The sequence below is a fragment of the Alistipes sp. genome, assembly GCF_048465575.1.
GTDB lineage: Bacteria > Bacteroidota > Bacteroidia > Bacteroidales > Rikenellaceae > Alistipes.
Map to the genome: position 1 here is coordinate 88,388 of NZ_DBFWLG010000002.1, position 26,554 is coordinate 114,941.

General features: G+C 63.6%; 22 protein-coding genes and 2 riboswitches. Of the genes, 10 read left to right on the top strand and 12 right to left on the bottom strand.

The annotated features are described in order from the left end of the window. Nucleotides 1-124: 124 nt before the first annotated feature. Nucleotides 125-1,009: a helix-turn-helix domain-containing protein gene (locus ACMQ11_RS00390; protein WP_418990673.1), complete on the bottom strand. Its 885-nt coding sequence runs from the start codon at nucleotides 1,007-1,009 to the stop codon at nucleotides 125-127. A gap of 294 nt (nucleotides 1,010-1,303) precedes the next feature. Here ACMQ11_RS00390 and ACMQ11_RS00395 point away from each other — a divergent pair, with 294 nt between their 5' ends. The 6 genes from ACMQ11_RS00395 to ACMQ11_RS00420 all read left to right on the top strand — a co-directional run bounded on the left by ACMQ11_RS00395 (nucleotide 1,304) and on the right by ACMQ11_RS00420 (nucleotide 9,376). Continuing rightward, a complete protein-coding gene (locus ACMQ11_RS00395; RefSeq protein WP_418990674.1) occupies nucleotides 1,304-1,678 on the top strand; it encodes a BACON domain-containing protein in 375 nt (124 codons plus the stop codon). Nucleotides 1,679-1,703: 25 nt separating this feature from the next. Further along, nucleotides 1,704-2,270, top strand: a complete 567-nt coding sequence (locus ACMQ11_RS00400) for a DUF3575 domain-containing protein (protein WP_418990675.1) — start codon at nucleotides 1,704-1,706, stop codon at nucleotides 2,268-2,270. A 3-nt stretch (nucleotides 2,271-2,273) separates the two neighbouring features. After that, nucleotides 2,274-3,341, top strand: a complete 1,068-nt coding sequence (locus ACMQ11_RS00405; protein WP_418990676.1) for a hypothetical protein — start codon at nucleotides 2,274-2,276, stop codon at nucleotides 3,339-3,341. Between the two features lie 22 nt (nucleotides 3,342-3,363). Beyond that, nucleotides 3,364-8,496 (top strand): BACON domain-containing protein, encoded by a 5,133-nt coding sequence (locus ACMQ11_RS00410; RefSeq protein ID WP_418990677.1) that lies wholly within the window; start codon nucleotides 3,364-3,366, stop codon nucleotides 8,494-8,496. 109 nt (nucleotides 8,497-8,605) lie between these two features. Then, nucleotides 8,606-8,752 carry a hypothetical protein gene (locus tag ACMQ11_RS00415; protein WP_418990678.1) on the top strand — a complete coding sequence of 49 codons (147 nt, stop codon included), beginning with the start codon at nucleotides 8,606-8,608 and terminating at the stop codon, nucleotides 8,750-8,752. Nucleotides 8,753-8,818: 66 nt separating this feature from the next. Next, entirely contained in the window at nucleotides 8,819-9,376 is a 558-nt protein-coding gene (locus tag ACMQ11_RS00420; protein WP_418990679.1) for a hypothetical protein, read from the top strand. Between the two features lie 73 nt (nucleotides 9,377-9,449). On the opposite strand, the gene ACMQ11_RS00425 is transcribed toward ACMQ11_RS00420, so the two are convergent. The 3 genes from ACMQ11_RS00425 to ACMQ11_RS00435 all read right to left on the bottom strand — a co-directional run bounded on the left by ACMQ11_RS00425 (nucleotide 9,450) and on the right by ACMQ11_RS00435 (nucleotide 12,147). Further along, a complete protein-coding gene (locus ACMQ11_RS00425) occupies nucleotides 9,450-10,685 on the bottom strand; it encodes a cupin domain-containing carboxymuconolactone decarboxylase family protein (protein WP_418990696.1) in 1,236 nt (411 codons plus the stop codon). Between the two features lie 71 nt (nucleotides 10,686-10,756). Then, nucleotides 10,757-11,596, bottom strand: coding sequence for an aldo/keto reductase (locus tag ACMQ11_RS00430; RefSeq protein WP_418990680.1), 840 nt, complete (start codon nucleotides 11,594-11,596; stop codon nucleotides 10,757-10,759). Nucleotides 11,597-11,607: 11 nt separating this feature from the next. Continuing rightward, on the bottom strand, nucleotides 11,608-12,147 hold the full coding sequence (locus tag ACMQ11_RS00435) for a flavodoxin family protein (RefSeq protein WP_418990681.1): 540 nt from the start codon (nucleotides 12,145-12,147) through the stop codon (nucleotides 11,608-11,610). 209 nt (nucleotides 12,148-12,356) lie between these two features. Between ACMQ11_RS00435 and ACMQ11_RS00440 the strand changes: the two genes are divergently transcribed. Beyond that, nucleotides 12,357-13,259 (top strand): helix-turn-helix domain-containing protein, encoded by a 903-nt coding sequence (locus tag ACMQ11_RS00440; RefSeq protein WP_418990682.1) that lies wholly within the window; start codon nucleotides 12,357-12,359, stop codon nucleotides 13,257-13,259. Here ACMQ11_RS00440 and ACMQ11_RS00445 read toward each other — a convergent pair. From ACMQ11_RS00445 to ACMQ11_RS00480, 8 genes are all read right to left on the bottom strand, one after another. Continuing rightward, the gene (locus tag ACMQ11_RS00445) at nucleotides 13,256-13,969 is read right to left on the bottom strand and encodes an ATP-binding protein (RefSeq protein WP_418990683.1); all 714 of its coding nucleotides are present in this window, start codon (nucleotides 13,967-13,969) and stop codon (nucleotides 13,256-13,258) included. The two genes, ACMQ11_RS00440 and ACMQ11_RS00445, sit on opposite strands and share 4 nt — an antisense overlap. Continuing rightward, entirely contained in the window at nucleotides 13,957-14,436 is a 480-nt protein-coding gene (gene nrdG, locus ACMQ11_RS00450; RefSeq protein ID WP_418990684.1) for an anaerobic ribonucleoside-triphosphate reductase activating protein, read from the bottom strand. The genes ACMQ11_RS00445 and nrdG overlap by 13 nt, the downstream gene beginning before the upstream one ends. A 1-nt stretch (nucleotide 14,437) precedes the next feature. After that, the gene (gene nrdD, locus ACMQ11_RS00455; protein ID WP_418990685.1) at nucleotides 14,438-16,531 is read right to left on the bottom strand and encodes an anaerobic ribonucleoside-triphosphate reductase; all 2,094 of its coding nucleotides are present in this window, start codon (nucleotides 16,529-16,531) and stop codon (nucleotides 14,438-14,440) included. Nucleotides 16,532-16,664: 133 nt separating this feature from the next. Further along, nucleotides 16,665-16,861, bottom strand: a riboswitch (cobalamin riboswitch). A gap of 68 nt (nucleotides 16,862-16,929) precedes the next feature. Next, nucleotides 16,930-17,649 carry a polyprenol monophosphomannose synthase gene (locus ACMQ11_RS00460; RefSeq protein WP_418990686.1) on the bottom strand — a complete coding sequence of 240 codons (720 nt, stop codon included), beginning with the start codon at nucleotides 17,647-17,649 and terminating at the stop codon, nucleotides 16,930-16,932. A gap of 62 nt (nucleotides 17,650-17,711) precedes the next feature. After that, nucleotides 17,712-18,386 carry a DNA alkylation repair protein gene (locus ACMQ11_RS00465; RefSeq protein ID WP_418990687.1) on the bottom strand — a complete coding sequence of 225 codons (675 nt, stop codon included), beginning with the start codon at nucleotides 18,384-18,386 and terminating at the stop codon, nucleotides 17,712-17,714. Then, complete coding sequence (locus tag ACMQ11_RS00470) at nucleotides 18,383-20,539, bottom strand: TonB-dependent receptor (protein WP_418990688.1); 2,157 nt, start codon at nucleotides 20,537-20,539, stop codon at nucleotides 18,383-18,385. Before ACMQ11_RS00470 ends, ACMQ11_RS00465 begins: the two co-directional genes overlap by 4 nt. Nucleotides 20,540-20,557: 18 nt before the next feature. After that, nucleotides 20,558-21,460 (bottom strand): hypothetical protein, encoded by a 903-nt coding sequence (locus ACMQ11_RS00475; RefSeq protein ID WP_418990689.1) that lies wholly within the window; start codon nucleotides 21,458-21,460, stop codon nucleotides 20,558-20,560. A gap of 5 nt (nucleotides 21,461-21,465) precedes the next feature. After that, on the bottom strand, nucleotides 21,466-22,518 hold the full coding sequence (locus ACMQ11_RS00480; protein WP_418990690.1) for a DUF5074 domain-containing protein: 1,053 nt from the start codon (nucleotides 22,516-22,518) through the stop codon (nucleotides 21,466-21,468). 93 nt (nucleotides 22,519-22,611) lie between these two features. After that, nucleotides 22,612-22,819, bottom strand: a riboswitch (cobalamin riboswitch). Between the two features lie 68 nt (nucleotides 22,820-22,887). Here ACMQ11_RS00480 and ACMQ11_RS00485 point away from each other — a divergent pair. From ACMQ11_RS00485 to ACMQ11_RS00495, 3 genes are all read left to right on the top strand, one after another. Further along, nucleotides 22,888-23,325, top strand: coding sequence for a GNAT family N-acetyltransferase (locus tag ACMQ11_RS00485; protein WP_418990691.1), 438 nt, complete (start codon nucleotides 22,888-22,890; stop codon nucleotides 23,323-23,325). Nucleotides 23,326-23,327: 2 nt separating this feature from the next. Further along, a complete protein-coding gene (locus ACMQ11_RS00490) occupies nucleotides 23,328-25,997 on the top strand; it encodes an AsmA-like C-terminal region-containing protein (protein WP_418990692.1) in 2,670 nt (889 codons plus the stop codon). A gap of 3 nt (nucleotides 25,998-26,000) precedes the next feature. Continuing rightward, nucleotides 26,001-26,554, top strand: a 554-nt coding sequence (locus ACMQ11_RS00495; RefSeq protein ID WP_418990693.1) for a LysO family transporter, incomplete at its 3' end; no start/stop codon positions are given.

The window sequence follows — 26,554 nt, forward strand, 5'->3', positions numbered from 1 at the left end:
GACCGGGCTCAATGGCGGCAAATTTTTCACAAATATAGTTTTTTTTACCCCCCCCCGCGGTTTGGAGGCTATTTAAAAACGGCCAAAACAGGTGCATAATCCGCCATCGGATTGCGATTCCAAGTTATTGCATTCCAGATGCGTTAAGAGCGATCAGCCGCGTGACGGAGCATTTGAAATGACGACGGCAAAACTGGTAGAGCGCCGCCTGATCCGTCAGGCCGATGGCTCCTGCCAGTCGCTTGGTGTCGCGCTCCCCGTTTGCGATCATCCCCAGCAAATCCTTTCCGCGTTGTTGCACCAGCCACCTGTGTACGGTCTGACCGAACGTGTCGCTGAATTTGCGGCGGAACGTCCGCTCGCTCATATGCGCCATGCGGGCGAAATCGTCCACGCCCTGCACCTGCCGGTAACAACTCATCACGAATGCCTGCAAGTCGTGATCGGGCCGCAGAATGGGGCCGAAAAAGGCTGCCAGTCGCTGCTCGGTGTAGAGACACCGCATCATGATGAACAGTTCGTGCTCCTTGAGCAGGTGGTAACAGGGAATGTCGACCCGTGCGATATGGTCGACCATCTGGCGCAGAAAGGGGTGAACCCCGAGCACGGGACCGGAGGGCTCCGAGGCGTTGCAGCCCGTGCTCAAGCGGCTCAGGCAGTCGCGGTTGCAGAGTACGACCCGGTTCGTGAAATCGAGCAGCATGAGGCGGGAGGGGGCGGTTGCCGTCAGGGTGTACCGCTTGATCCTGGCCAGGAAAATACACTGGTCGGGGCTCAGATCGAATGCTTCGCCCTCCGCCGTCCTAACCGCAACGGCCCCCTCCATCACGAAAACGATCCGGTGCGTGTGCGTATCCGCAGTTTCGAACGGCTCGTCCGGCTGCGGCCGAACCTCTCTCCAGCTGACCGGCGGGTGTGTCCGGTCGTAGCGGCAACGGAGGCATTTGACCGGACACGAACTGGCATGCGTTTCCGGTTTTTCGGCGAGAATCGGGGTCGGTCGTTTCATCGTACTTGCTCTTTATTCAAGGGTCAACAGGTTGAAAATCAGTTTTTCGATTTGGTGCGCTTCTCCGAACCGGGAACCGAAGGGCTGCGGTGAAACGTTTTCTTCTTTTCCGAACGATCTATTTCGCTCGTATTGGACAAGATACCTCTTCTCATTCCGGTTCTGCAATTCTTTTTGAATAAGAATGTCTTTTTCGGGCTCTTTTCGGGTGCCTGAGTGCGTCGGGGGCATAGCGTAATAGTCAGTAACCTGTATAAAAAATAAGTGTTCAATCTAACTTAATTCATCAACTCTATGAGAAAAATCATCAAAATGATCGGTATCGGGTTGTTCTCGGCCACGCTGCTGTTTGCGGGAGGCTGCAACGAATCCGATCCGCCCGAGGTGTCGGTTTCCCGACCGCTGATCGAAGCCGATTACATGCTGAACAGCATCGACGTCGAGGTGCGTGCCAACGGTGCATGGACCGGTCGGAGCGATGTCGAGTGGTGCAGGCTCTCCAAGACCTCTGGTCGCGGTACGCAGTCCATCGCCATTATCGTGGATGAGAATCCCGGCACTACCGACCGCACGGCTCATGTCCGGTTCACCACCGGCGACGAGGTCAAGGCCACGGCCTCGATTCTCGTCACCCAGCAGGGCGATGACACCTGGAATGGAGGAAAGTGATCCGCAAACAACAAAATCCAACACAATGAAGAAATTTATACTTATCTGCCTGTTGTCGCTTGCGGCCCTGATTCCCCAGGCGCACGCGCAACAATTCTCCGTTCGGACCAATGCGCTCGGATGGGCCGCTTTGGGAACCATGAACCTCGGTGCCGAACTCGCCCTGGCCCCGCGCTGGACGGTTACGGCCGACGTGCTGTGGAATCCGTGGGTTTACGGCAACGGCAAACAGACCAAAATGTGGGGCATCCAGCCCGAGGTCCGGTTCTGGTGCTGCCGCAAATTCACTGGCCATTTCGTCGGCCTGCACACCATGTACGCCGACTACGATTTCGGCCTGGACAAATACCGCTACAACGGCTGGCTCTCGGGGCTGGGCGTTTCGTACGGCTATTCGTGGGCCTTTTCGGACCACTGGCGTCTGGAGGGCAACATCGGCCTGGGATGGTTGCACAAGGACTACGACAGGGAGGGCCGCGCACAGCGGACGGGCGACGTGCGGATCTATTCGTCGCAGCGCAAGGACGGTTTCGGCATCACCCGGGCCGGAATCAGCATCTCCTACCTCATATTCAATAAAAAAAAGCGTTAAGCCATGAATAAGATAATCATTACCGCACTCTGTTCCGTGTGCCTGCTGGGCACGGGACTGCTCCGGGCACAGGACGGTACGCGGCCGACCTATGCCGGCTCGGCGTTTATCCAGAAGATCGAGCCCAAAGCAACGGTTGTCCGGGATGGCGAGCGCCTCGGCATCGCTTTCGACATCACGGTGCCGGCCCGTCTGATTCCATCGCGCAAGGCCTACGTGGTAACGCCCACGCTCGTCAGCGGCCAGAAGCAGATGACCTTGCTCGCCGTGCTCTTCGAGGGGCGCAATTTCCGCAGCCTCTCCGAATCGCGCACCGCCAACGAATACCGCAAACTCTGGAGCGGCCGCGAATTCGAGGCCCGCGTGCCCTATTGCGGCGACGAGGTGACCTACCACTACCAGACCTCGGTGGATTTCGAACCCGGAACCGAACTCGAAATCCGCCTCCTCGAGCAGACCTACATCGCATGCCGCACGCGCGCCATGCGTACGGCCGAGCACCGGAGCGTGCTGGCGACGGACTGGGTGCCGGCTCCCGCCGAACCGCAGATCGTCCCCGAGCCCGCCCCTGCTCCCGCTCCGGCCCCGCTCCAAACGCGGGATTCACGCATCTTCACCGACACTTTCGCACTGGGCTCGACCGAGTTCATCGACACCGAGGCGTACGGGGGTTTCCTCGAAAAACTCCGCACCAATATCGGGAACGGCGAAATCCTGCGTATCGTCCTTTACCCCGCCTCCTCGCCCGAGGGACCTGTTTCGTACAACGAGCGGCTCTCGCAGCAGCGCGGGGAAGCCGTAAAAACCATGCTGATCGAATCTCTGGGTGTCGCTCCCGAAAAGATCGAAATCGAGAATGTGGGCGAGAACTGGGAGGGCCTGCTGGCCGCCCTGCCCGATTCGGGTATCGAAAATGCGGATGAAATCCGCCGGATCGTGGCCGGGGAATCCGACCCCGAACTCCGCGACCTGAAGGTGCGCAGCACGGCCGAGGCCTGGAAGATCGCGCAGTTGTACAAGACCTTGCGTACCTGCATGGTGAGCGTGGAATACGTCCCGGCAGAAGAGTAATAACCCTGAAGAACATATCATTATGAATCATATCATCCAATCAATCGGCACGCGTTTCGCCGTTGTGCTGACGTTTTTGGCCCTTGCGCTGCCGTTTACCGCGTGCGAGGATTTCGACGAGCCGCAGGTTTCCGTTTCGGCCGAAGAGATCCTCATCGGCTCCGCAGCAGCCAACGTGCCCGTCACGATCTACTCCAACACCAGTTGGACGGCCCGCAGCGATGCCGCCTGGTGCGTGCTCTCGCTCGCTTCGGGAAAGGGCACCACGGAGATCGAACTGCTGGTCGAGGCCAACAAGAGCGATAAGTCCCGCACGGCCAATATCGCCGTTTCGATGGCCGACGGCCGTAAAACCGACATCCGGGTGACGCAGAACCGGCTCTCCGACACCGAGGTCCGCGTGACCCCGCAGCTGATTACCCTGCCCGCCGCAGCGGCTCAGGGGATCGGTTTCTCGGTAGCTACGCAGTACAAGGATGCCAAGATCGAAACCGAGGTGCTCTCGGGCGGCCAGTGGATTTCGAACCTCTCGCAGACCGAGACCGTTTCGGGCTACTCGAAAACGGTGTTCTACCGCTTCGACGTGACGAAGAACACCGGTGCCGAGGAGCGCAAGGGCCTGATAGGCATCACGGTCACTTTCGGCCGCAAGACCTACGAATACGTCGTCGAGGTGATCCAGAACGGTCTGGGCGCTCCGGCCGTCTCCACCGCTGCCACCGCCTACATGATGCCCGTTCAGACCGTCCACACGCAGGACCTCTGGGTCGAGAGCGGCGACAGGGACAATGTCCGCTACGAGGTTTCGGTCGTTTCGAACCAGTCCGGGATCGACGGCGACCTGGCATGGCTCAAGAGCGCGACGGTCGAGACATCGGGTCGCACGCATACGCTGCGCATCACCGCTGCTGCCAACGACACCGATGAGGTGCGCGAGGGCGACGTGCTGATCGTGGCCTACCGCGACAATGCCACCACCAAGGTCGGCGTGCATGTCGTCCAGTCCGCCTACATGAGCGCAGGCGTCCAGGTTCCCGCGACGCTGCTCACGCACACCCACTTGACGGGCGAATACCCGCTTCCGGTCAACGCACTCAACCGTTCGGTCGTCTCCGTAGTCGCTTCGAGCGCCCCGTGGCTGCGCGATGCCCGCGTGAGCGAGAACTCGCTGCTGCGCTACACGCTCGACGCCTACGACGGTTCGACGGGCGAATACCGCGAAGCCGTCCTGACGCTCAAGGCCGCCAACGGCAATGCCGACGAGGCGTTCGTCTACCTGACCGTGCGTCAGTATGCTCCCGATGCCGCCGGTATCGCCACCCTTCCGCAGATGCTCACCTACGCCAACAACGCCGAGGGCGGCATGTTCTTCATCGAGGCGCAGAACGGCTCCGAGGTGACCGTGGCCTCCGTGACGGAGTGGATCGGCGATGTCGAGCTGTACGACGGCGCCGTAACCTATTCGCTGGCTCCCTACGACGGGGCCGAGGGCGATTTCCGCGACGGAACCATCACGCTGTGGGCCGAGAACGACCACGCCAACCGCCAGGTCTACACGGTCGTAATCCGTCAGTACGCTCCTCCCGCAGCCGCCGTCCAGCTGCCTCAGTCGGTCGTCACCTACACCCACGAGGCTTCCGACCGCGTGCTGCCGCTCAATCCGATGAACGGGGCCGTCGTCTCCGTGGTGAACGTCAACGCCGCATGGGTCCGCAACGTGCAGATCGGTCAGGACAACGCGTCGGTTTCGTACAGCCTCGATGCTTTCGACGGTGCCTCGGGCGACAGCCGCGAAGCGGTCATCACGCTGCGCGCGACCAACGCCCACGCCAACACCTCGATCCACTACCTCCACATCCGCCAGTACGCTCCGCAGCCCGCGGGTGTGAGCTCCCTGCCCGAGATGCTCTCTTTCGGCAGCTTCGCCCAGAACCGCATTCAGTTCATGGTCGGCGCTCAGAACGGTTCGAAGATCCAGGCCGGTTCGACGAAAGAGTGGATCCGAAATGCGATCTTCGAGCGCGGAATCGTCACGTTCGATCTGGATGCCTACGACGGTTCGGCCGGCGATTTCCGCGAGGGTCTGATTACCCTCCTGGTAGGTAACGACCACGCCAACGTGCAGGTCTACAACGTGGTGGTCCGCCAGTACGCGCCCGCTGCGGCCGGTGTCGACCTGCCGTCGTCGATGCTGACCTACACCTATTTCGGGGATACGTACACCATTCCGATCAATCCGGTCAACGGATCGGAGGTAACCGTCCAAGGCTGCAATGCCGGCTGGGTGACCGATTTCGGCCTCACCTCCGCCAAAGACGCGATTTTCTATACGCTCGAAGAGTACGATGGCAACGAGGGTGCTTACCGCGATGCGGTCCTGACGATCAAGGCGGCGAACAGCAATTTCAACGCCATCTACTACTATCTCTTCATCCGCCAGTACGCGCCCGATCCCGCGGGTATCACCTCCGTGCCGCAGATGCTCACTTTCTCGAGCAAGGCGCAGGCGCAGCAGTTCATGGTCGGAGCCCAGAACGGGTCGATGGTCATCCCCGCGACCACGACATCGTGGATCAAGCATCCGCTCTGCGAAGACGGTATTTCGGTTACTTTCGAACTGGAGGCCTACAACGGTGCCGAGGGCGATTTCCGCGAGGGTGTCATTACGCTCATCGCGGCCAACGACCACATCGATCCGCAGGTCTACAACGTGGTGATCCGTCAGTATGCTCCCCAGGCTCCGAGTCTCGACCTGCCCGCCTCGACGGTGACCTACACCTCTTCCGGCTCCGGTGAGGACGAATACGGCAATCCGCGCTCTTTCACCATGCCGCTCAACCCGAAGAACGCTTCGGAGGTCACGGTGATCGGAAACAACTCGGGCGGCTGGGTCGACCACGTGGCGGTGGCTGCCGACCGGCGTTCGGTCTCCTATTCCGTAGCCGAGTACAACGGTCGGGAGGGCGATTTCCGCGAGGCCGTGCTGACGTTCAAGGCTGCGAATACCTACAAGGACGCCGCCGTCTACTACCTCACCATCCGCCAGTATGCGCCCGCTCCGGCCGGCATCACCTCCGTGCCGCAGCTGGTGACCTACAACAGCGGTGCGACGGACGGCATGTTCCCCGTGGGTGCGCAGAATTCCTCCCTTGTCCACCCGACCACCGACGCGGGCTGGATCACCACGCTGAGGAACGATAACGGCATGATCCGTTACTCCCTCTCGGCCTACGACGGCTCGGCCGGCGATTTCCGCGATGCGGTCATCCGGCTCACGGCGACCAATACGCACGCCAACGCGCAGGTCTATTCCGTCGTGGTGCGGCAGTATGCACCCAAGGCTGCCGGTGCCGATGTACCCGCGGCGATCCTGACCTATCCCTACGGGGCGGCCAACTATACGCTGCCGGTCAATCCGCTGAACGGTTCGCATATCGAGATCGTCGGGAACTCCGCTCCCGCGTGGGTTACTCCCTCGTATGACGCCGTTACCGGTCTGGCCTACACATTCACCGAATACAACGGTTCCGCTGGCGACTACCGCGATGCGGTCCTTACGCTCAAGGCTTCGAACACGAACTCCAACGCCGCGTTCTATTACGTCACGCTCCGCCAGTTCGCACCCGCCCCGGCCGGCATTACCTCCGCGCCCCAGATGCTGACTTTCAGCAGCCGGGCGCAGCGCCAGTCGTTCCTGGTCGCCGCGCAGAACGGTTCGGAAATCGAAGCCGACAGCAATCTGCCGTGGGTTACCGCTACGGCAAATACGGCGGGACTCGTGACGATGAATTTCGAGGCCTATAACGGAGCCGAGGGCGCCTACCGCGAAAGCACGATTGCGATCCGGGCACGCAACGACCACGCCAATGTCCAGGTCTACAACGTCGTGGTCCGTCAGTACGCGCCCGCCGAGGCCGGAATCGAGCTGCCGGGCGGCGTGGTGACCTACATGGCGGCTGCGGGCGACTACACGCTGCCGGTCAACGTGCTCAACAACTCGACCGTAAGCATTCAGAGCGCTCCCGCCTGGATGACCGGTTCCACGCTCAACGAGGGCAACAACGGGCTCTTCACTTTCCACCTGACGGCCTACGACGGCGCCCACGGCGCCTACCGCGAGGGTACGGTGGCTATCCGGGCCTCCAACACCAACTCGAATGCCCGGATGGTCTACCTCACCGTGCGCCAGAATGCGCCCGTCGAGGCGGGTATCCACTCCGTGCCGGCTCTGCTGACCTATGCCTCCGGCGCTACGGCGGGCGAGTTCTACGTGGCTGCGAAGAACGGTACCGACGTTGTCCCGACCTCCGGTGCGGCGTGGATCACCGCACCCAACTACCAGAACGGCCGTATCACATTCACAATGAGTGCGTACGACGGTTCGCAGGGCGATTTCCGCGAGGGTCTGCTCACGCTGACGGCCGGAAATGGCATGCACATCGAGAAGCAGGTCTATACGGTCGTGGTGCGTCAGTACGCTCCCAAGGCCGCTGCGATCAGCGATCTTCCCCCATACATCGGACTGGGTTATCAGGCTCTGGCGAATCAAACCCTCCCGATCCAGGCGCTCAACGGCTCGACGGTGACCGTCGAGTCGGCGCCCGCCTGGTTTGCGGCGACGATTACGGACAACAGCCGGTTGACCTACTCGGTGACCGAATACACCGCTGCCACGGGCGTTTCGATGGGGTATTTCCGCGAGGGAACCCTCGTGCTGAAAGCCGCCAGGACGGGCAACGCCGATGCGGCCTACTACTACGTGACCGTCCGGCAGTATGCGCGCACCATGGCGTTCCTCAGAGTGACCCAGGGAACATTTGCGGATGAATTTCTCTGGACCCAGGTTTGCGGTGGAAACAACGTCTACTCCGGTACGAATACCGGCGATTTCAAGGAAGCGCGAATCCAGTTGAACAACGTGTCGCCTACCGGAACGGTCAGCTGGGGTACGACCGGCGGAACCGCCCGCATGGATTTCGTGACGGTCGGCGCTGCGAATGAGTATACCTGGAAGACCGTCTTCTATCAGGACAATACGGTCAACGAGTATCGCGGTTCGACCACGCTGAACATCAATGTCAACAGCTATCCCTACGTGCAGACGCTCACGCAGACGGCTCGGTGGCATCAGGCCGTCTGGCACAACCACGCCTGACGATCGTAACACAACACTCCTCGAAGCGGGCCTGTCGCCTTACGGGCAGGCCCGCTTTTTATTCCGCTCCGCAAACCGGAGCCGGACAGGGAGTGAAAACAGGATTTGAATGGATGAATTGCAAACCATAGACTGCGTCCTGATCGGGATTCTCATCGTGCTGGTAGCCGTGATTACGATCGTGGTGGCAGTCTCGGTCATCAGGGAGAGACGCATCCGCCGCCTGACCGATCCGCGCAAAGACCATTACCGGTAGCCGCAGACGGGTCTGCCCGCAAGGTCTCTTGCCACGGACCGCAACTACTCATTAAACCCGAAGACGATGGACTATTTGACCCTTTTCAAAGCAAACGAACTGCTCTCGAGCGGCCTTTTTACCTTGGGCGGTCTGCCCGAGGGCGGCCGCGACATGCACTGTTTCGGTCAGGAGGATTTCGCTATGATCTTCTGTCTTCAGGGTAGCGTCGCGTTCGACCTGCGGATGGAGATGAAGACCCAGCGGTTCCGACTGTCGGAACCGCATCTGGTAGTCATCGACAAACGCTGTTTGCAGCATTGCGACTGCGTGCCGGGCACCGTGATTCTGAAATACGCTTTCGTGGGGCGTATGGCCCGCTACATGTCTTTCACCTCGCGGGCTTTCCATGCAGCGGCCTCGTCGGTCGTGCCTGTCCTTCCGCGTCTGAGGGAGTGGATCGACCGGCTGGTGCTCAAACTCATGGACGACGGCAGCCGGCACGAGACCTTTACGGACGAATGCGCCGAGTTGGCACGGCTGCTGATGGAGTATCCCAAGAGCCTCCTCAAGGAGCTCTATGTTCCCGTCTTCGCCTGTTCGCGGCTCTGCAAGAAATCGGGAGAGTGCCCCTTTTCGGAGTAGCGGAATCCTTGCAGCATGATAAATCCCGGAACCTCTTGTCGGAGGTCCCGGGATTTTTTTCGGTGCCGGCCGCCTATTCGGGCAGCACCTCGTCCAGGCACGCCAGGGCGTTCAGGGTGCGCGGATAGCCGATCCACGGCAGCAGCTGCGTCGTCGCGGCCAGCAGCGTCTCTTTGTCGTTGCCCACCTCGACATTGCCCCGGATATGGGCCTTGACCTGGCTTTCGCAGCCGGCGAGCGAGACGAGGATCGAGAAAGTCAAGAGTTCGCGCGTCGGGACGTCGAGCCCCGTGCGGGTCTGGTAGTCGCCGAAACAGTTGGCCGAGAGGTAGCGCTGAATGTGCCTGCGGTTCTCGGGCGCGGTGCGGTGCATCCGCTCGATCTCGGGGCCGAAGATCGACTTTTGCAGCGCCAATCCCCGCTCGAAGCGGGTTTCGGACGAGGTCGTCGCCTGCCCCTCGACCGGGAGCCCGACGCCGCGGGTCCTCAGAAAGTCGTTGGCCGCGAGGATGAAATCGTGGACCTTGCCCATCCCGGCATAGGGTACGGCGTGGTAGAGCACCTCCTTGATCTCGACGGGCGTTATGCGCTGCTCCCAGGCCGCATCGAGCACGCGCAGGTATTCGCTCCGGGCCTGGAGGGCGATCGTCGAGGCCATCACCACCAGCAGGCGCCTGCGGGCGTCGAGCGTGCCGTATTGCCCGACCTCGCCCCGGAATCGGTCGAAGACGGAGGCCAGTTCGGGGTCGGTCCGCGCAAGGTCGTCCGCAGCGCCGGGGGCATTCGGACTGGATACTGCGCCGGGGACTTTCGGATCGAATACAGCGCCGGCTCCGGTGCCGGTTCCCGCGTGGGCCGCGTCGGTGCCGGTCGGCCTGAGCGTGTCGCCGGCCGCCGTGGCCGCGGCATACTGCGCGTCGTCCACGGGGCCGAGCCACGTGTTCCGGTTGCTCGCGGGATTGCACTCCACGGCCAGGTGGGCGAACCAGCTGTCGGGGGCCGCGCCGTGCCAGTGGACCGCGCCGGGAGCGATCTCCACCGCGTCGCCCGGCCGCAGCTCGCGCGCCGGCTCGCCCTCGGCCTGGTAGTAGCCGCGCCCGGCCGTGATGAGGAGGAGCTGGCCGCCCGAGTGGCTGTGCCAGTTGTTGCGGCATGCGGGTTCGAACGTCACGTTCGAGATGCGGGTGCCGAGCTCGGCGTTGTCGCTTACCGCGGCCAGCCAGGCCCGGCCGGTGAAATAGCGGGAGTATTGCGCGGGCAGCTCTCCGCCTTGCGGGAAAGGCTGCTCGAAAGGGGTTTCGTGCTGCATGGTCTGTGCCTTTGCGACTCCAGCGCTGCAAAGCAGCAGCAGGGTCAGTAAAAAAGTTCGGGTCTTCATAGCTATCGGTAGTTCAAAAGGTACTCCACCGTCTCGGGGTCGTAGTGCGAGAAGAAGAGGCTCTGGCCCCGGTCCAGCGCCTCGATGGCTTCCATCTCCTTTTCGTCGAGCGCGAAATCGAAGAGCTCGAAATTTTCGCGCATCCGCTCGGCGTGGGTCGATTTGGGAATGACCACCACGCCCCGCTGGATAAGGAAACGCAGGGCGACCTGTGCCGCGCTCTTCCGGTGCCGCTCGCCGATCGCGCGGAGCGTTTCGTTGGTGAACAACCCGTTTCGCCCCTCGGCAAAGGGTCCCCACGACATGATCTGCGTCCCGAAGCGCTCCATGATCCGCTGCGCTTCGCGCTGCTGATTGAAAACGTGGGTTTCGACCTGGTTCACAGCGGGCTTGATGTCGCAGAAAGTCGCAAGGTCTATGAAGCGGTCGGGATAGAAATTCGACACGCCGATGGCGCGTGCCTTGCCCTCCGCGAGGGCCTCCTCCATAGCGCGGTAGGTGCCGTAGTAATCGCCGAATGGCTGGTGGATCAGGAGCAGGTCCACATAGTCGCTACCCAGCTTGCGCAGCGACTCCTCGATCGACGCCCGGGCCCGCTGCTCCCCGGCGTTCGAAATCCAGATTTTGTTGGTGATGAAGAACTCCCCGCGCGCAAGGCCGCTTCGGCGCACGGCCTCGCCGACGCCCTCCTCGTTGCGGTAGGCCTGGGCCGTGTCGATCGAGCGGTAGCCGATGCGGATGGCATCCCCGACGCAGCGTGCGCATGCGGCTGGGTCGATCTGGTAGACGCCGTAGCCCAGGATGGGCATTTCGACGCCGTTGTTCAGTTGTACGTATTGCATGGTCCTGGAATTTAACAGTTCAGTCCGGCCTCGTAGGCTTCGCGCAGCGCCGGTTTGTTCTCGATTTCGTGCATCTTCCAGGCCCCCGTGCCATAAATCACGCCTTTCTCCTGCGCGTTTTCCAGGCAGTCGAGAAACCCGCGGAAACATTCCACCGTGCGCTCCATCATCCGCCGGTCGGTCTCGGCGGCCGCGAGGATGTAGTAGAACTCCTTGTTGCGGATCTCCAAGTAGCGCGCGCAGCAGCGGTCCAGGAGGGTCTTCATCCGGGCGCAGAGGGTGTAGAAATAGACGGGCGTGGCCAGCACGATCACGTCGGCGTCGATCATCCGCTCGACGATCCCGGCCGCGTCGTCCCGCTCGGGGCACCCGAGGCCCCGCTCGCTGCACGCGCCGCAGCCCGTGCAGTAATTGAGGGTAAGGTCGGCGAGGAACACCTTTTCGGCCCGGTGCCCGGCCTGCTGTGCCCCGCGCAGGAACTCGTCGCACAGGCGGTCCGAATTGCCGCCGCGGCGGGGGCTCGACGAGAGAATAAGTACTTTTTTGCTCATGATCGGTCGTTTTGGGATTACGGTGCAAAGGTAGCGCCTTTCCGGCCGGCACACCCTATCGGAATTCCGGGTGTTGTTACCCCGATTACGGATCGTCCGCGGCCGGTGGCACCGATTACGGATGTTGTTACCCCGATTCCGGATTTTGCGTTCCGGGGTGCGGGCGTACGGAAAAAACGCCTATCTTTGTTTTAGTAAACAATGCGATTATGGAAACGAAGCCCATCCACTACGAAAGCGTCACCGAGTACAACGACCTGCTGGGGGTCGAAACCCTCCACCCGCTCGTGAGCGTGGTCGACTGGTCCGTGGCCCCGCCTCTGCGCCATGCGCGCCAGTCCTACGGATTCTATGCCGTGATGCTCAAGGAGATTCGGTGCGGCGACCTGATCTACGGCCGCCACCACTACGACTACCAGGAGGGCACGCTGGTCTGCCTGGCGCCCGGCCAGGTCATCGGCGTCGAGGACGACGGCACGACCTACCAGCCCAAGGGCTGGGCGCTGGTGTTCCATCCCGACCTGATCCGAGGCACCTCGCTCGGGCAGCACATCAAGGAGTATACGTTCTTCTCCTATGCGGTCAACGAGGCGCTGCACCTCTCGGAGCGCGAGCGCGAGATGGTCATCGACTCGTTCCGCAAGATCCGCCACGAACTGGAACACGCCATCGACCGCCACTCCAAGCGGCTGATCTCGATCCAGATTGAGGTTCTGCTCGACTACTGCCTGCGCTTCTACGAGCGGCAGTTCATCACCCGCACCCACGTCAACCACGACCTGCTGACACGCTTCGAAGCCCTTTTGGACGACTATTTCGCGGGCGACCGCGCCCAGCGCGACGGATTGCCCACGGTGCGGTTCTGTGCCGGCGAGCTGTGCCTTTCGGCCAACTATTTCGGCGATCTGGTCAAAAAAGAGACCGGCAAGACGGCCCAGGAGTACATCCAGCTCAAACTCGTCGATACGGCCAAAGAGCGGGTGCTCGATCCGGCCAAATCGATCGGACATGTGGCCTGGGAGCTTGGTTTCCAGTATCCGCAGCACTTTACGCGCCTCTTCAAGAAACACACCGGAATGACCCCCGTCGAGTACCGCGCCGGGGTCAGCTAATCCGCCGCTTCGCCGAGGTCGGCGGTCCAGTAGGCGCAGGTGGCCGTCGAGCCGTCTTCGAGCCCGATCTCGTAACTGCTTCGGATAGGCTCCCCGAGCCGGAACCGGACGGGCGAGCTGAAAATCGGCCCGTCGTAACAGAATGTGTGGTACTCGCCGTTCTCCCCGTTGGGGTCGCACCCCGCGGGCAGCGACGCGACGAATGCGGCGTCTACCTCGCGCCCGACGGCTTCGCGGCCCAGGCCGCCGTCGAGGGTCGTCACCACGACCGTCCGCAGCCCCGACAGCAGAAAGCCGCGCATCGCCTCGTCTGACGTAAGTTCCCACAACGGCTCCACGACCCGGATGCCGTGCGGTGCCAGTTGTCGTTCGCGGTAGCGGCGCACGTCGTGCAGAAAGATGTCCCCGAAAATAAAATCCGTCACGCCCATCCGCTTGAAATGCGCCACGACGCGCGCCATCTCGGCGCCGTAATCCGCCATCCCGCCCGCGGGGTCGAGCCCCACCGTATGGAGCGGAATGCCGATGCTGCGTGCCTGGGCCTCTAAGAGCGTGCGGGGAATGCCGTGCAGGGTCGAGCGGCCCGTCTCGCGGTCGGCGGTGGTCAGCAAGGCGACAACCTCGTAGCGCCCCGACCGCATCGCCCGCCAGAGCGCGTGGGCGGAGTCCTTGCCGCCGCTCCAGTTGAAAACCGCTTTCAGTCGTCCCATGTCTTGCGCCGGAAAAGGGCCGTTTTCTCCTCCAGCGAGCCGTCGGCCGCAACCCGGTAGAAACGCTGGTTGGTCGTCGGGGAGCCGAGCGGCCCCCGTGCTTCGATCCACTGCCCGAGTTTGATGTAGTCGAACGCCTCGGGCGCAAGGCCCTCCGGCAGCTCCTCGCGTCCCGAATACCAGCCCACCTTCAGTCGGGGTGCGAGCCGCCGCACGGCGCCCGCCAGGCGGACGATCTCGTGCGGCGCGGCGTCTCCGCCCAGGAAGCAGATGCAGGTCACCGCCTCGCCGTAGCGGCCGACGAGCCCCGCGAGCTCCCGCTCGTCGAGCACCCGTCCGCCGTCCGCTTGCAGGTGGGGGCTGTGGCAGCCCGGACAGCGGTTGGGACAGCCCGTGAGGTTGAGGGCCAGCGTCACCTCGCCGGGAACCTCCCGGAATACGATGTCGAAATTGTGGTAGCGTACCATCCTATTGGGCCTTGGCGTAGTAGCGCCGCGCGGCCTCCTGCTGGCGTGCGGCCGAGAAATTCGAAACGCGTTTCATGTAGCCGATCACGCGCGTGAGGTAGTCCACGTCGGTAGAATGGCAGTGGGGGCACTCCCCGAGGTAGCGCTTGTCGATCTTGCCGCAGGCGTTGCACACCGTGTTGGGAATATTGAACGTAAAGTAGTTGCACCCCTCCTGCGCCGCCACGCGCAAGAGTTGGCGGTACTGCTCCTCGGTGAGGTGCTCTTCGAGGTTCAGGTGCAGGGCCGAGCCGCCCGTCAGATGGTCGATATACTTTCGGCCGTGCAGGCGGAACTTGTCGATGACATTCAGCGAGGGGTCCTCTACGGCGTAGAAATAGGAGTTGTAGCAGTCGCGCGGCACGGCGTATCCGTCCTCGCGGTCCCACTTGGCGTGCTTGACACCCACGTTCTCGGCCGGAATCATCTCGCAGTTGAACATGGTCTCCTTCGAACGGTACTTTTTGTTGTAGCGCTCGATGAGCCCCAGCACCTCCTGCACGAAAGCGACGTAGCGGTCGTTGTCGTCGATCCGGATGCCCAGTGCCTCGGCCGCTTCGACCAGTCCGTTGACCCCGATGGTGAGGTACTGACGGTCGAGGTTGATATACCCCGCGTCGAAGAGCGGCAGCATCCCCTTGGCCTGAAGCTCCTTGAGGTTTTCGTTGTAGCCCGTCTGCACCTTGTGAACCAGGTCCGTGATCTCCTCCAGATACGTGAGGTAGTGCATGCCGTTCTTGGCGGCGTGCTGGATCGTGCGGTTGAGGTTGATCGTCAGCACGCTCTTCGAGCCGGTCGAGACGCCGCCAGCCCCGAGTGTGTAGCTGAATCCGTTGTCCTGAATCTCGTTCCGCAGGCGGCAGCACGACGACAAGGAGTCGGCGTTGTCGCTGATGTAGGTGAAGAACGAGTGCCCCGCGGCGTACATGCGGGCCGTAAAGTCGCCCCATTCCTTGTCTTTCACGTCTCCGTTTTCGGTCAACAGGGCCATCGTTTCGACCGGAAAGGTGAGTACCGTGCGCGTCCGCTCGCGGTTGAACCAGGTCATGAAGCGCTTCTGGAGCCACGAGAGCGACTCCCAGCGGGGTTCGGAGCCGTCCGGGAAGCGGAACTCCCCGAACAACGCTTCGAAATAGTAGCGGTCGTAGTAGGCCACGTTCCAGAAAACGGCCTGGAAATTGCGCGCCCCGGTGGGCTGGTTGATCGAGTAGACGATCTGCTCGAAACAGTCCGTAATCATCTTGTCGATGGTGCGGTGTTTCGACGAGAGATCGACCACCCGGTCGGCGTGCATGTAGTAGTCGGGACCGTACTCCAGCCCGATAAAGTAGTTCATGTACATCAGAAACTCGGGCGTGGCGCAGGCGCCCGAGAGCATCGACGAGACGATGAAGACCATGTTGACGAAGCCGCCGCAGAACGACTTGAGGTTTGTCGGGCGCGTCGAGTTGCCGCCGATCGAGAGCGTGCCGTTCAGGAGCCACGGATACATCGTGATCGAGGCGCAGTAGTTGGCCATCGAGGTCTCGTCGTTCTTGTAGATGAAGTGGTTTTTCAAGAGGTAGAGGTACTTGTCCGACAGCTCCTTGCCGTACATCTCCTTGATGCGGTCGGTCAGAAGGCGTCGGTTGAGGCGGATGAAATTCTGCTTGGGCAATTCGCCGATCAGCGTGGCGATATTCTTGTTCTCGACGTTTGCGTTGGCGTCGTATTTCGAACCCGTGGCCGGGTTCCTGGCGTCGCAGTAATCGGTCAGAAAGCGCAGCTTGTCGCGCTCCTCGCGCTCCTCGGTGTGTTTCTGGCGGTAGAGCATGTAGCTCTTGGCCACGGCGAAATAGCGCTCGGCCATGAGCGCCACCTCGACCTGGTTCTGAATCTCCTCGACCGACATGCCGTCCGCCACCCTGACGCGGCTCAATACCTGCGTGAGGTCGTCGTCGGTGGCGTATCCGCCCACCGAAAGAAATGCCTTGCCGATCGCGCGCTTGATCTTCTCCACGGAGAACGTTTCGCATTTGCCGTCGCGCTTGACGATCCGAAGTTCCGAAATTCCCATATCTTTTCAAATTATGTTGTGTGCGTTTCGATGCGGGGACGACCTGCCTGTGGCTGCGTCGCCACAGCGCATGACTGCTCTTGTTTCCTGCTTGTAAAAGTCTCGTCCGGTGCCGCCCTACCTCCCGAAAGCGGTCCCCTCGCAAGTGCAAGGCAGGTCTTCTGACTCGCTCCCGCCGCACGCCTTCCCGTCCCGGGGGACAGTGGCCAAAGAGTGTGCGGTGATCGACGGAGCTTACAGCTACGGGAATAGTCCCTGATTCTCACAGGCGTTCCCTTTTGATCCCATGCCGGCAGCCGCCGGCGGGGAACCTTGCACGGTCGCAAAGATAGAAACTCCCGGACGAACCGCAAGCCGCCCGGGAATTTAATAATGAACAATCTGTCGACAAAACGGGGTCAGCCGCGGCCCCGGATTTTGCGAAAGGGGAGTTTGAGCACCCCGAAAAAGGCTTCGCCGAAGATCCCGCCCGACATCTTCGAAGCCCCCTCGCGGCGTTCGGTAAAGACGATCGACACCTCTTTCACGCCGAGCCCCAGCCGCCAGGCCGTGTATTTCATCTCGATCTGAAAGCCGTATCCTTTCATCCGCACGGCATCGAGGTCGATCCGCTCGAGCGCCCGCCGCGAGTAGCATACGAACCCGGCGGTGGCGTCCCTCAGCGGCATGCGCGTGACTGTGCGCACGTACATCGAGGCGAAATAGGAGATCAACAAGCGCGACATGGGCCAGTTGACCACATTCACCCCCTCGACGTAGCGCGATCCGACCACCACGTCCGAGCCCGCGGCCGCCGTGCGGTAGAGCCGCACGAGGTCGTCGGGGTTGTGCGAAAAGTCGCAGTCCATTTCGCAGATGTAGTCGAAGCCGTGCTCCAGCCCCCACCGGAACCCCGCCAGGTAGGCCGTGCCCAGCCCTTGCTTGCCGCTCCGTTCGATCAAATGCAGCGTTTCGGGATACTCTTTCTGCCGCGCGCGGACGATTTGCGCCGTGCCGTCGGGCGAGCCGTCGTCGATGAAGAGCAGCTCGAACGGCTCCCGGAGCGAGAAGACCTTGTCGATCATCGCCGAGACGTTCTCCTTTTCGTTGTAGGTGGGTATGATTACCAGTTTGCGCATACGATCGGTTCGTTTTGAGAAACAAAGTTACGATAATTTCGGGAAAACGACCCGCTTCGGCGCTATTTTGCAGGGCGCTTCATGGCGCGCACCGTCTGCTTGGCCCTGTCGTCCACACGCAGCGACTCGACGATCTTCTGGCGCGACTTGTCGTAGGTCCAGTCGTCGAGCCGGCAGCCGCCGAGCCACTCCAGCGTCCGCTCCGGGAAACGCACGAACGCCATCGACACGGCCCACGCCACCGCCATGCGGGCATAGTAGCCCTCGTGACGGATAGCGTCGAACGCGGTCAGGAGCGCCTCCAGGTGCTCCTCGTCGATGAAATTGCGGAGTGCCGTCACTACGGCGAAGCGCACATCGTATTCGGCCCGCGCGTGGAAATAGGGCTGGATGAAGTGCCACATCGGTTCGCGCTCGGCGCGGCGAAGCGTCCAACAGAACGAGTCGCAGACAGACCAGTTGTCGATCTGCGGCACGAAGCGCGCCACCAGCTCCAGCTTCTCGGCCACCGGGACGCGCACGCAGCCGATCACCATGCCGCGAAGCATCCGCTCCTCGAAACAGCCGCCCTCATCCTCCGCAAAGGCGCGCCACTCGCCGCGGGCGATCTCGCGGGCCAGACGGCGCAGTTGCGGCAGGCGGACGCCGAGGACATCGCTAACGCCCGGCATCAGCGGGCAGACGAAATTCCGGTAGCCGGGGTCGGCCAGTTCGATGAGTTGTTCACGCAGGGTCATCGTTTGCGCAGTTTGGGGGTTATGCCGATGAAGAACGAGGCATTGAGCCGCGGCATGGGGCGTGCCAGAACGGTCTGGTACTCCTCATTCAGGAGGTTGTGGATGCAGCCCTTGAGCGAAAGCCCCGCCCACGAAAAGTCAAACGTCTTTTCGAGCGAGAGGTCGCTCATGTAGTAGGGCTTGACCGAACCCAGCACGCCGGGTTCGTTGTCGGTCATCGTGTAGCGCTCGCTGTAATGGGTCCACGTGTAGGTCAGCTCCCACCGCCGCCAGCCCGCCCGCGCGGTGACGGCCGCCGACCAGACGGGGATGTAGACCAGCTGCCTGCCGACCGACCGGTCGGCGGGGCTGAACGGATCGCCCCGGTTGACGGAGCGGGTCCAGCCGAGGTTGCCGTCCAGCCCGAAGCGCCAGCCCGAACGGGTCGCGGCGCGGGCCGTGAGTTTGCACTCGGCGCCGTAGCTGTGTACGCGGCGGATGTTGACCGGGGTGTAGATGCCCTGCTTGACGGTCCCGATCCAGAGAATCCAATCGTCGATGCGCGAATCGAACACCGTGGCCGAGAGCGTGAACGCGCGGCGCTCGTCGCCCGGCGCGCATTCGATCCCCGCATCCCACGTCCAGCCCCTTTCGGGGCGCAGGTCGCGGTTGCCGCCGGGCTGGAAATAGAGGTCGTTGAGCGTGGGGTGGCGGTAGTTGCGGGCCGCGGAGGCTTTCAAGACCACCCGGCCGCGCCGCGAGAGCAGGTAGTCGAGGAAGAGGGCCGGAATGAGCGGTGTCGTGCGGTCGCCGTAGAGCTCCCACCTCAGGTCGGCCGCCACGCCCAGCCGCTCCGAGGGACGCCACTTGACGGATCCGAACACCGAGAGCTCGAAGCGGTTCTGCTCGTAGAGGGTCGTCGAGCGCAGCCCCGTCGTCGGGTCGAGCAGCGAGAGATCGCCGCTGCGCACGCGGTGCTGGTGGGCGGCGGCGTTGGCCGCAAAGAGCCACTTCTCACCGAGTGCGTACTCCGCCTCGGCGCGCAGGAAGAGGGTGTGGATGCGGCTGCGGGCGTCGGTGGCGGGGACGAATTGTCCGCGGCCCTCGGGGTCGGAGAGCATCAGGTAGCGCATGTCGGTGTAGGCGTAGCCGGCGCGGGCGTCGAGCTTCAGCCCGCCGCGCAGCCGCTCCCACGCCGCCACGGCGCGCAGGGTCAGCTCGGCCTGCGTGTTCTTCTTCTGCTTCGAGGTGTTGCGTTCGGACGAGGTCACGGCCAGGCCCCGGTACGAGTCGAGATACCAGGCCGCGAGCGAGAGACGGTCGCCGGAGCGGGTCGTGTGGTAGAGCTCCTGCATCAGGTGCAGGTCGCTGAAAGCGCCGTTGCGGTTGCGCTGGAGCGGGTAGTAGCTCTCCACGACGTTGCCGTTCGCATCCGTCACCAGCGTCTTGGTGTCGTAGTTGCGGTAGCGGAAATCGTTCTCCGAGGAGCTGTACAGCACCCGCGTCGAGCTGCTCCACCGCCTGCCTCCGCAGGTCAGGCGGACGAATTCGTCCCAGGTCGAGAACGACCCGACCCCCTGCACGTAGCGCAGCGCGAGCCCGCGGTCGGCCGGGGCTTTGCTGTCCAGAGCGATCGCCCCGCCCAGCCCGCCGCCCGTGATGCCCACCGAACTGGCGCCGTGGTAGATCGCGGCCCGGTCGATGAAATAGGAGGGGATGAGTGAAAAATCGACCTGCCCGAGCATCGGCGAGTTGACCCGCATGCCGTTCCACGTCACCTGCGTGTGCGAGGGCGCCGTGCCGCGGAAAGAGGCGGTGGAGAGGGTGGCGCGGCCGTAGGACTTGATGAAGAGGGTCGAGCCGCTCGCCAGCACGTCGGCCAGCGACGAGGTGACGTCGCGGCGCAGCACGGCGCTGTCGAGCTGCGTGCGCTGCACGCCGATCTCGCGCATCGGCCGCCGCCCGGCGATGTCTACCCCCTCGATGGCGACGGTCCGCGCCACCGAGTCGCGGCGGACCGGGACACCGGTTCCCGCACCGGTACTTGCATCTGCACTTGGACCGTCGCCAGCCTCCGCGTGGGCTTCGGCTTCCGCCCCGGACGCACCCCTCCCTGCTGCCGCCGCGGGTGCGGCGCAGAGGAGCCAGAGCAGCGCGCAGACGATCCGTAGCATGTCGCAGGCCCGCCCGAATTACTTTGTTACCACCCGGTAACAACCGATCCCGCACACCTCCGTGGAGGTCTCGCCGATGTCGTTGTCTTTCAGCGGCGATTTGCCCAGAACGCCCGTCTGGACCTTGACCAGACCGATCTGCCGCAGGTGGGCCGGCGAGCCGTCCGCCGTCACGGCGTCGCCGAGGCGGAAGCGGTTGGTCTGCCCCGCGGCGTCCACGGTCGATAGGTTGTCGGCATAACCCCATTCGAACGCCTTGAGCAGCCACGACGGGGTGTTCTCGACGATTCCCTGCTCGCCGTTGGCGGGCAGCAGGGACCCTGTGAACGTCAGGGTATTGTCTGCGATCCAGGCGGGGTAGTAATTTGGCTGTGCATGGAACTGAGGCAGGTAGTCGACGGTGCCCGTGCGGCCCTCGCTGTCGCGCCACGACACCGCCTCTGCGTCGGCCGGGCGGGTGTAGGTCACCGAGTAGTTGCGCACGTAGCCTGCCTTGCCCCACTCGCTGCCCCGCAGTTCGTACCACAGCCCGTCGTCGGCCTCGCCGTCGCCGTCCTCGTCCGGGGCGACCCAGACGATACCCGGCTCCGAGGAGTTGAGGCCCTGGTTGCCTGCGACCCAGAGGTCGTAGCCTCCGGTGGCGGTGACGGGCTTGTCGAAGCGGACCGTGAGATAGCCGCCCCAGCTGCCCAGCGAGACGTAGCTGCCCGCGTCGAAGCGCTTGCGGACATAGGCGAGCGCCTTTTCGGGGGTATCCACTCCGGCAAAGCCGCTCGCCGGGTCGTTGATGAACTGCCCCGGAGCGGGGCGGTAGGCGACGATCTCGGAGCAGGGCTCCTCGATGGTGGAGGAGGTGAACTCCTCGCCCGAATTGCACGCGGCGGCCAGCAGGGCCGGCAGTAGAAAGAGGTATTTTCTCATGGCTTTCAATGTGTTGTCGGATTCTTGAAACAGAATGCGCCCGGGATGATTCCCACGCGCAGGGTGTCCACGGCCTCGCCGCGGGCCGTGAAGCGGTAGACGGCGCCGTGCTGCTGGTAGTCGATGGCGTCGGCCACATAGACCTCCCCCGTCAAGGGGTCGACCGCCAGCCCGTAGTAGAGGGTCCCGGCGTAGGGCAGGAACGGCTCCTCGGGCAGCGACTTGGCCGTAACGGGCATCCGCCACACCGAGCGGTCGATGTAGTAGAGCGTGTCGCGCGTGCCGTTGAGGGCCAGCTCCGCGGGGTGGGCCGTCGCCGGAAAGAGAAACGTCTGCTCGATGCGGCGCGTGGCGGCGTCGATGCGGTAGAGCGCGGGCGGCTCGTCCGCCCGGCCGTCGGTGGCGGTCCAGAGCTTGCCCCGGCGGTCGATCGCCAGCGACGAGGGCTGCCAGCCCACGCGGATCGAGTCGACGAGCCGGTCGCGGGCGGCATCCACCACCAGAATCTTGTCGTCGTAGGACCAGCAGTTGACGAAGACCTCGTCGCCCCACTGGGCCATCTGCTCGGTCGATTTGTGGCCGTTCATGCCGATGCGGCCGCGGATCGAGTTGTTGCGCGGGTCGACCACCGTGATGCGCGGGTCGTAGAGGTCGGTGATGTAGGCCGTCGTGTCGTTGGGAAAGTGGATGTAGCGGGGCGAGACGACGCCCTGGATGAAGCCCTCGACGCGGAACGTCGCAGGGTCGATGACGTAGACCACGCCCGAATTGTTCACCACCACGTACCCCCGGCCGCGGTGGATGGTCATCGACTGCGCCACGTCGCCCAACTTCATGCCGTTGGCGCGCAGGAAAACCTCCTCGTCGACCTTTCGCGCGGCCGGGTCGTAGAATGCCAGCGAAGCATTCTCCCACGTGAAATTGCCCTCCGCGAGGATGAAGACCCCGCGCTGGCTGCGCTCGAACGCCTCCTCGGCGTGCGGACCGTACTCCATGCAGGCCGAAAGCAGCAGTGTGTGCGCACACACCAGCGAAATATGTCTGAAAAAGCCTCTCATCGGTCCTCGATTCGCAGCTGCGGCCGGGCGGGGAAAACGTGTCGGGAGGGAGAAGACGACCTGTTTGCCACCCCATTCGCCGCAGGGTTGCGTGAAACGTTGAATCGCATAGGCAGGTCTTCTGACTCGTTACCGTTCCGGCGCCTTCCCGTCCGCTTGGGGACAGTGGCCAAAGAGTGCCGGAACAAAAGTGAATGTAACTCACAGCAGCGGGAACTGTTGCCGATTCGCACGGCATTCCCTTTTAATCCCCCTTCGTCCTTCCGGGACGGCGGCGGGAACCGATGCGGTGCAAAAGTAATCTTTTTTTGGCAGACGGCCAGCCGATTCGTGCAAAAAACCGTATCTTTGTCTGAAAAAAGTTCGATCATGTCTATTTGTATCCGACCGGTAACATCGCTCGACGATACGCTTGCAGCGCAGCTTGCGCGGCTCGTGCCGCAGCTGGCGCCCGCGGCGGCCGTGCCCACGGCCGAGGCGCTGCGCCGCGTGGCGGCGGGACCGTCGACGGTATTGTTCGTCGCTTTCGGCGGGGAACGGGCCGTCGGGATGCTCACCCTGGCGTGGTACGACACCCCCACGGGGCGCAAAGCCTGGATCGAGGATGTGGTCGTCGACGCTTCGGCGCGCGGATGCGGCGCCGGCGAGGCGCTGGTGCGCGAAGCGGTGGCCCATGCCGCGCGGTGCGGCGCGGGCCGCGTGACGCTGACCTCCTCGCCCCGGCGCGAGGCGGCGCGGGCGCTCTACCGAAAGATGGGATTCGAAGCGGTGGAAACCACGGTTTTCGCCCGCAAAACAGAGAGTTAGAAATGAAAAAAGCACTGAAAATCGCGGCCGTCGTCGTGGCCGTCGTCCTGGTTGCGGCACTCGTCGCGCCCGTTGCCCTGCGCGGCAAGATCGCTCAGATCGTAAAGCGCGAGGCCAATGCCCGGCTGCGTGCCAGGCTGGATTTCGAGCGACTGAATATCAGCCTGCTGCGCCATTTCCCCAATGCCTCGCTGGAGCTGCGGGGGCTGACCCTCGTGGGCGAGGAGCCTTTCGCGGGCGACACGATCGTGGCGGCGCGCCGCATCTCGGTGGTCGTGGACCTCTTCTCGCTACTGAGCGACGAGGGGTTCGAGGTGCGGAAAGTGATCCTCGCGGAACCGTCCGTCCATGCCCGCAAGCTGGCCGACGGCAGGGTGAACTGGGATGTGATGGAGCCCGCAGAGGAGCCTGCGGAGGCTGAAGAGACCGTTGCGGAGGAGCCCTCGGCGTTCCGCCTTTCGGTCCGCGATTTTCGGATCGCGGACGCTGTGATCCGCTACGAGGACGACTCGACGGGGATGCGCTTCGCCACCCGGCCCCTCTCGCTGCGCCTCCGGGGCGACCTCTCGGCCGACGAGGCCGAACTGGACCTGCGGCTCACGGCGCGCGGGATGGACCTCGCCACGGGCGGCGTGCCGCTTCTGAGCGATGCTGAGGCCGAACTCGATGCCGCGATTGCCGCCGACCTGCGGAACAAACGCTTCACCCTTTCGCACAACACTCTGCGGCTCAACGCGATCGAGCTGGCCCTCGACGGCTGGGTCGAGCTGGAGGACGAGGCGGTGAAGATGGACCTGAGGGCCGGTTGCGAGCGGGTGCGCTTCAAGGAACTGCTCTCGCTCATCCCGGCTTTCTACACGCGCGAATTCCGCAGCCTGACCGCCTCGGGCGAACTGGAGATGGACCTCTGGGCGCGGGGCGAATTGCGCGGCGCCGTGCTTCCGGCGTTCGAACTGAAAACCTCCGTCAAGGACGGCGGGTTCCGCTACTCGTCGCTCCCCGGGGCCGTGACCGACATCGATCTGGCGCTGCGGGTCGCCAATCCGGGCGGGACGATGGACCGCACGGAGATCGATCTGTCGCGGTTCGGCCTGCGAATGGCGGGCAATTCGCTGGCCGCCACGTTCTACGCCACCGACCTCGGGAGCGATCCCGCGTTCCGCATGACGGCCGACGGCCGCGTCGATCTGGGGGCCGTGAAAACGGTCTATCCACTCGAAAAAGGGGTGGAACTGGGCGGTCAGATCGCGGCCGACCTGCGGGTTTCGGGCCGTTTGTCGGACATCGAGAAGAACCGCTGCGAGCGCATCGGGGCGTCCGGCACGCTGGTCGTCGAGCAGTTGGGGCTGACGCTGCCCGCGCTTCCGGCGGTGCATATCCGCCGTGCGGCGGCCACGATCACGCCGCAGGACATGACCCTGGGCGAGTTCGGTGTGACGGTGGGCCGGAGCGACCTCTCGGCGACCGGACAGCTGAGCGGCTACATCGGCTACCTGCTGCGCGGAGAGACGCTCTCGGGGCGGCTCTACCTCAAGTCGGACCTCCTGGACCTGAACGAGATCATGGACGCGGCGCCCGCTTCCGACCAAACGGAGGCGAAAACCCAGGAGCCGGCCGGGCCCGTGCGGGCCATTGAGGTGCCGCGCAACCTCGACCTCTCGCTCAATGCCGAGCTGCACAAGGTGCTCTTCGAAAAGATGACCGTCGCAAACCTCGCGGGCGAGATGCGTGCAGCGGGTGGCGCGCTGTCGCTCGACAAGCTCCGTATGGAACTCTTCGGCGGCCGGGCTACCGCCTCGGGCAGCTACTCCACGGCAGCCGATCCGGCGCGTCCGGCGCTGAAGCTGGCGCTGGGGCTCTCGGGCGCTTCGTTCGCACGGACGTTCGAGGAGTTGGAGACCGTGCAGCGGCTCGTGCCTCTCTTCGCCAAGACGGGCGGCGACTACGCGCTCACGATGGATCTCAGCGCGTCGCTCGACGAGCAGATGAAGCCCGACCTGAAGACCCTCGACGCTTCGGGGGAGATTCGTTCGGCCAATATTCGCGTGCAGAACATCGAGGCGTTCGACGCCCTGGCCAAGGCGCTGGGGAACGACGACCTGCGGCGCATCGAGGCCCGCGACGTGGACATCCGTTTTGCGATCCGCGACGGGCGGGTCGCCACCCAGCCGTTCGATCTGAAGCTGGGCAAGATCAATATAAACCTCTCGGGCTCCACGGGGCTCGACCAGACCATCGATTACGTGGCCCGGGTCGCCCTGCCGGCCGGCTCGGCGGGCGGCGTGGTGGAGAAAATCGGCGTTCGGATCGGCGGCACGTTCTCCTCGCCCAAGATCACCCTCGGTGTGAAAGAGGCGGCCGGGGAGGCCGTGAAGAACCTGCTCGACCAGGGAATCGAGAAACTCACGGGCGGCAAATCGCTCTCCGAGGAGGTCGAGAAGCAGGCCGCGAGGCTGCGCGAGGAGGCGCAGCGGGCCGGCGAACGCCTGGTCGAAGCGGCCGAAGCGCAGCGCGAAAAGTTGATCGCGGGGGCGGCCGAAAAGGGCCGGCTGGCGCAGATCGCCGCCGAAAAGGCGGGCGACAAGCTGGTGTCGGAGGCGCAGAAGCAGGCCGAGCGGCTCCGGACGGAGGCCGAGAAGCAGATCGAGAAACTCACCGCCAAAACCCAATAGTCCGTGCTGCTGCTCTTTGCCGTAATTGCCGGAGGTATTCTGACGGGGCGCCTGCTGATTCGGCGGCGCCTCGCTTTCGTTCCGCGGGTGGTGACCGCGGTGATCTGGGTTCTGCTCTTTCTGCTGGGCGCCGAGGTCGGGGGCAACCCCGCGGTGATCCGGGGGCTCACGACGCTGGGACAGGCCGCGCTGGTGATCTTCAGCTGCTCGGTGGCGGGGAGCATCGCGGCGGCCTGGCTGCTGTGGCGCGCACTCGTCCGGCGCGGGGTGCGGCTCGAGGTCGAAGCTGAGGCCCAACCGGTTGCGGCGACGCGCGGGCCGATGTGGCGGACGCTGCGGGGCAGCCTGGTGATCGTGGCGTTTTTCGCGGCGGGATGTCTGGCCGGACGTCTGGGGCTGGCGGCATTCGGCTCGCAGGCGAGTACCTGGGTCCTCTACCTTTTGATGTTCACCGTCGGCATTACGCTCGGGCACGATGCGACCCTTGCCGCGCGGGTGCGCCGGCTGGACCCGCGGCTGGCGCTGCTGCCCGCGGCCACGGCCGCCGGGACGCTCGC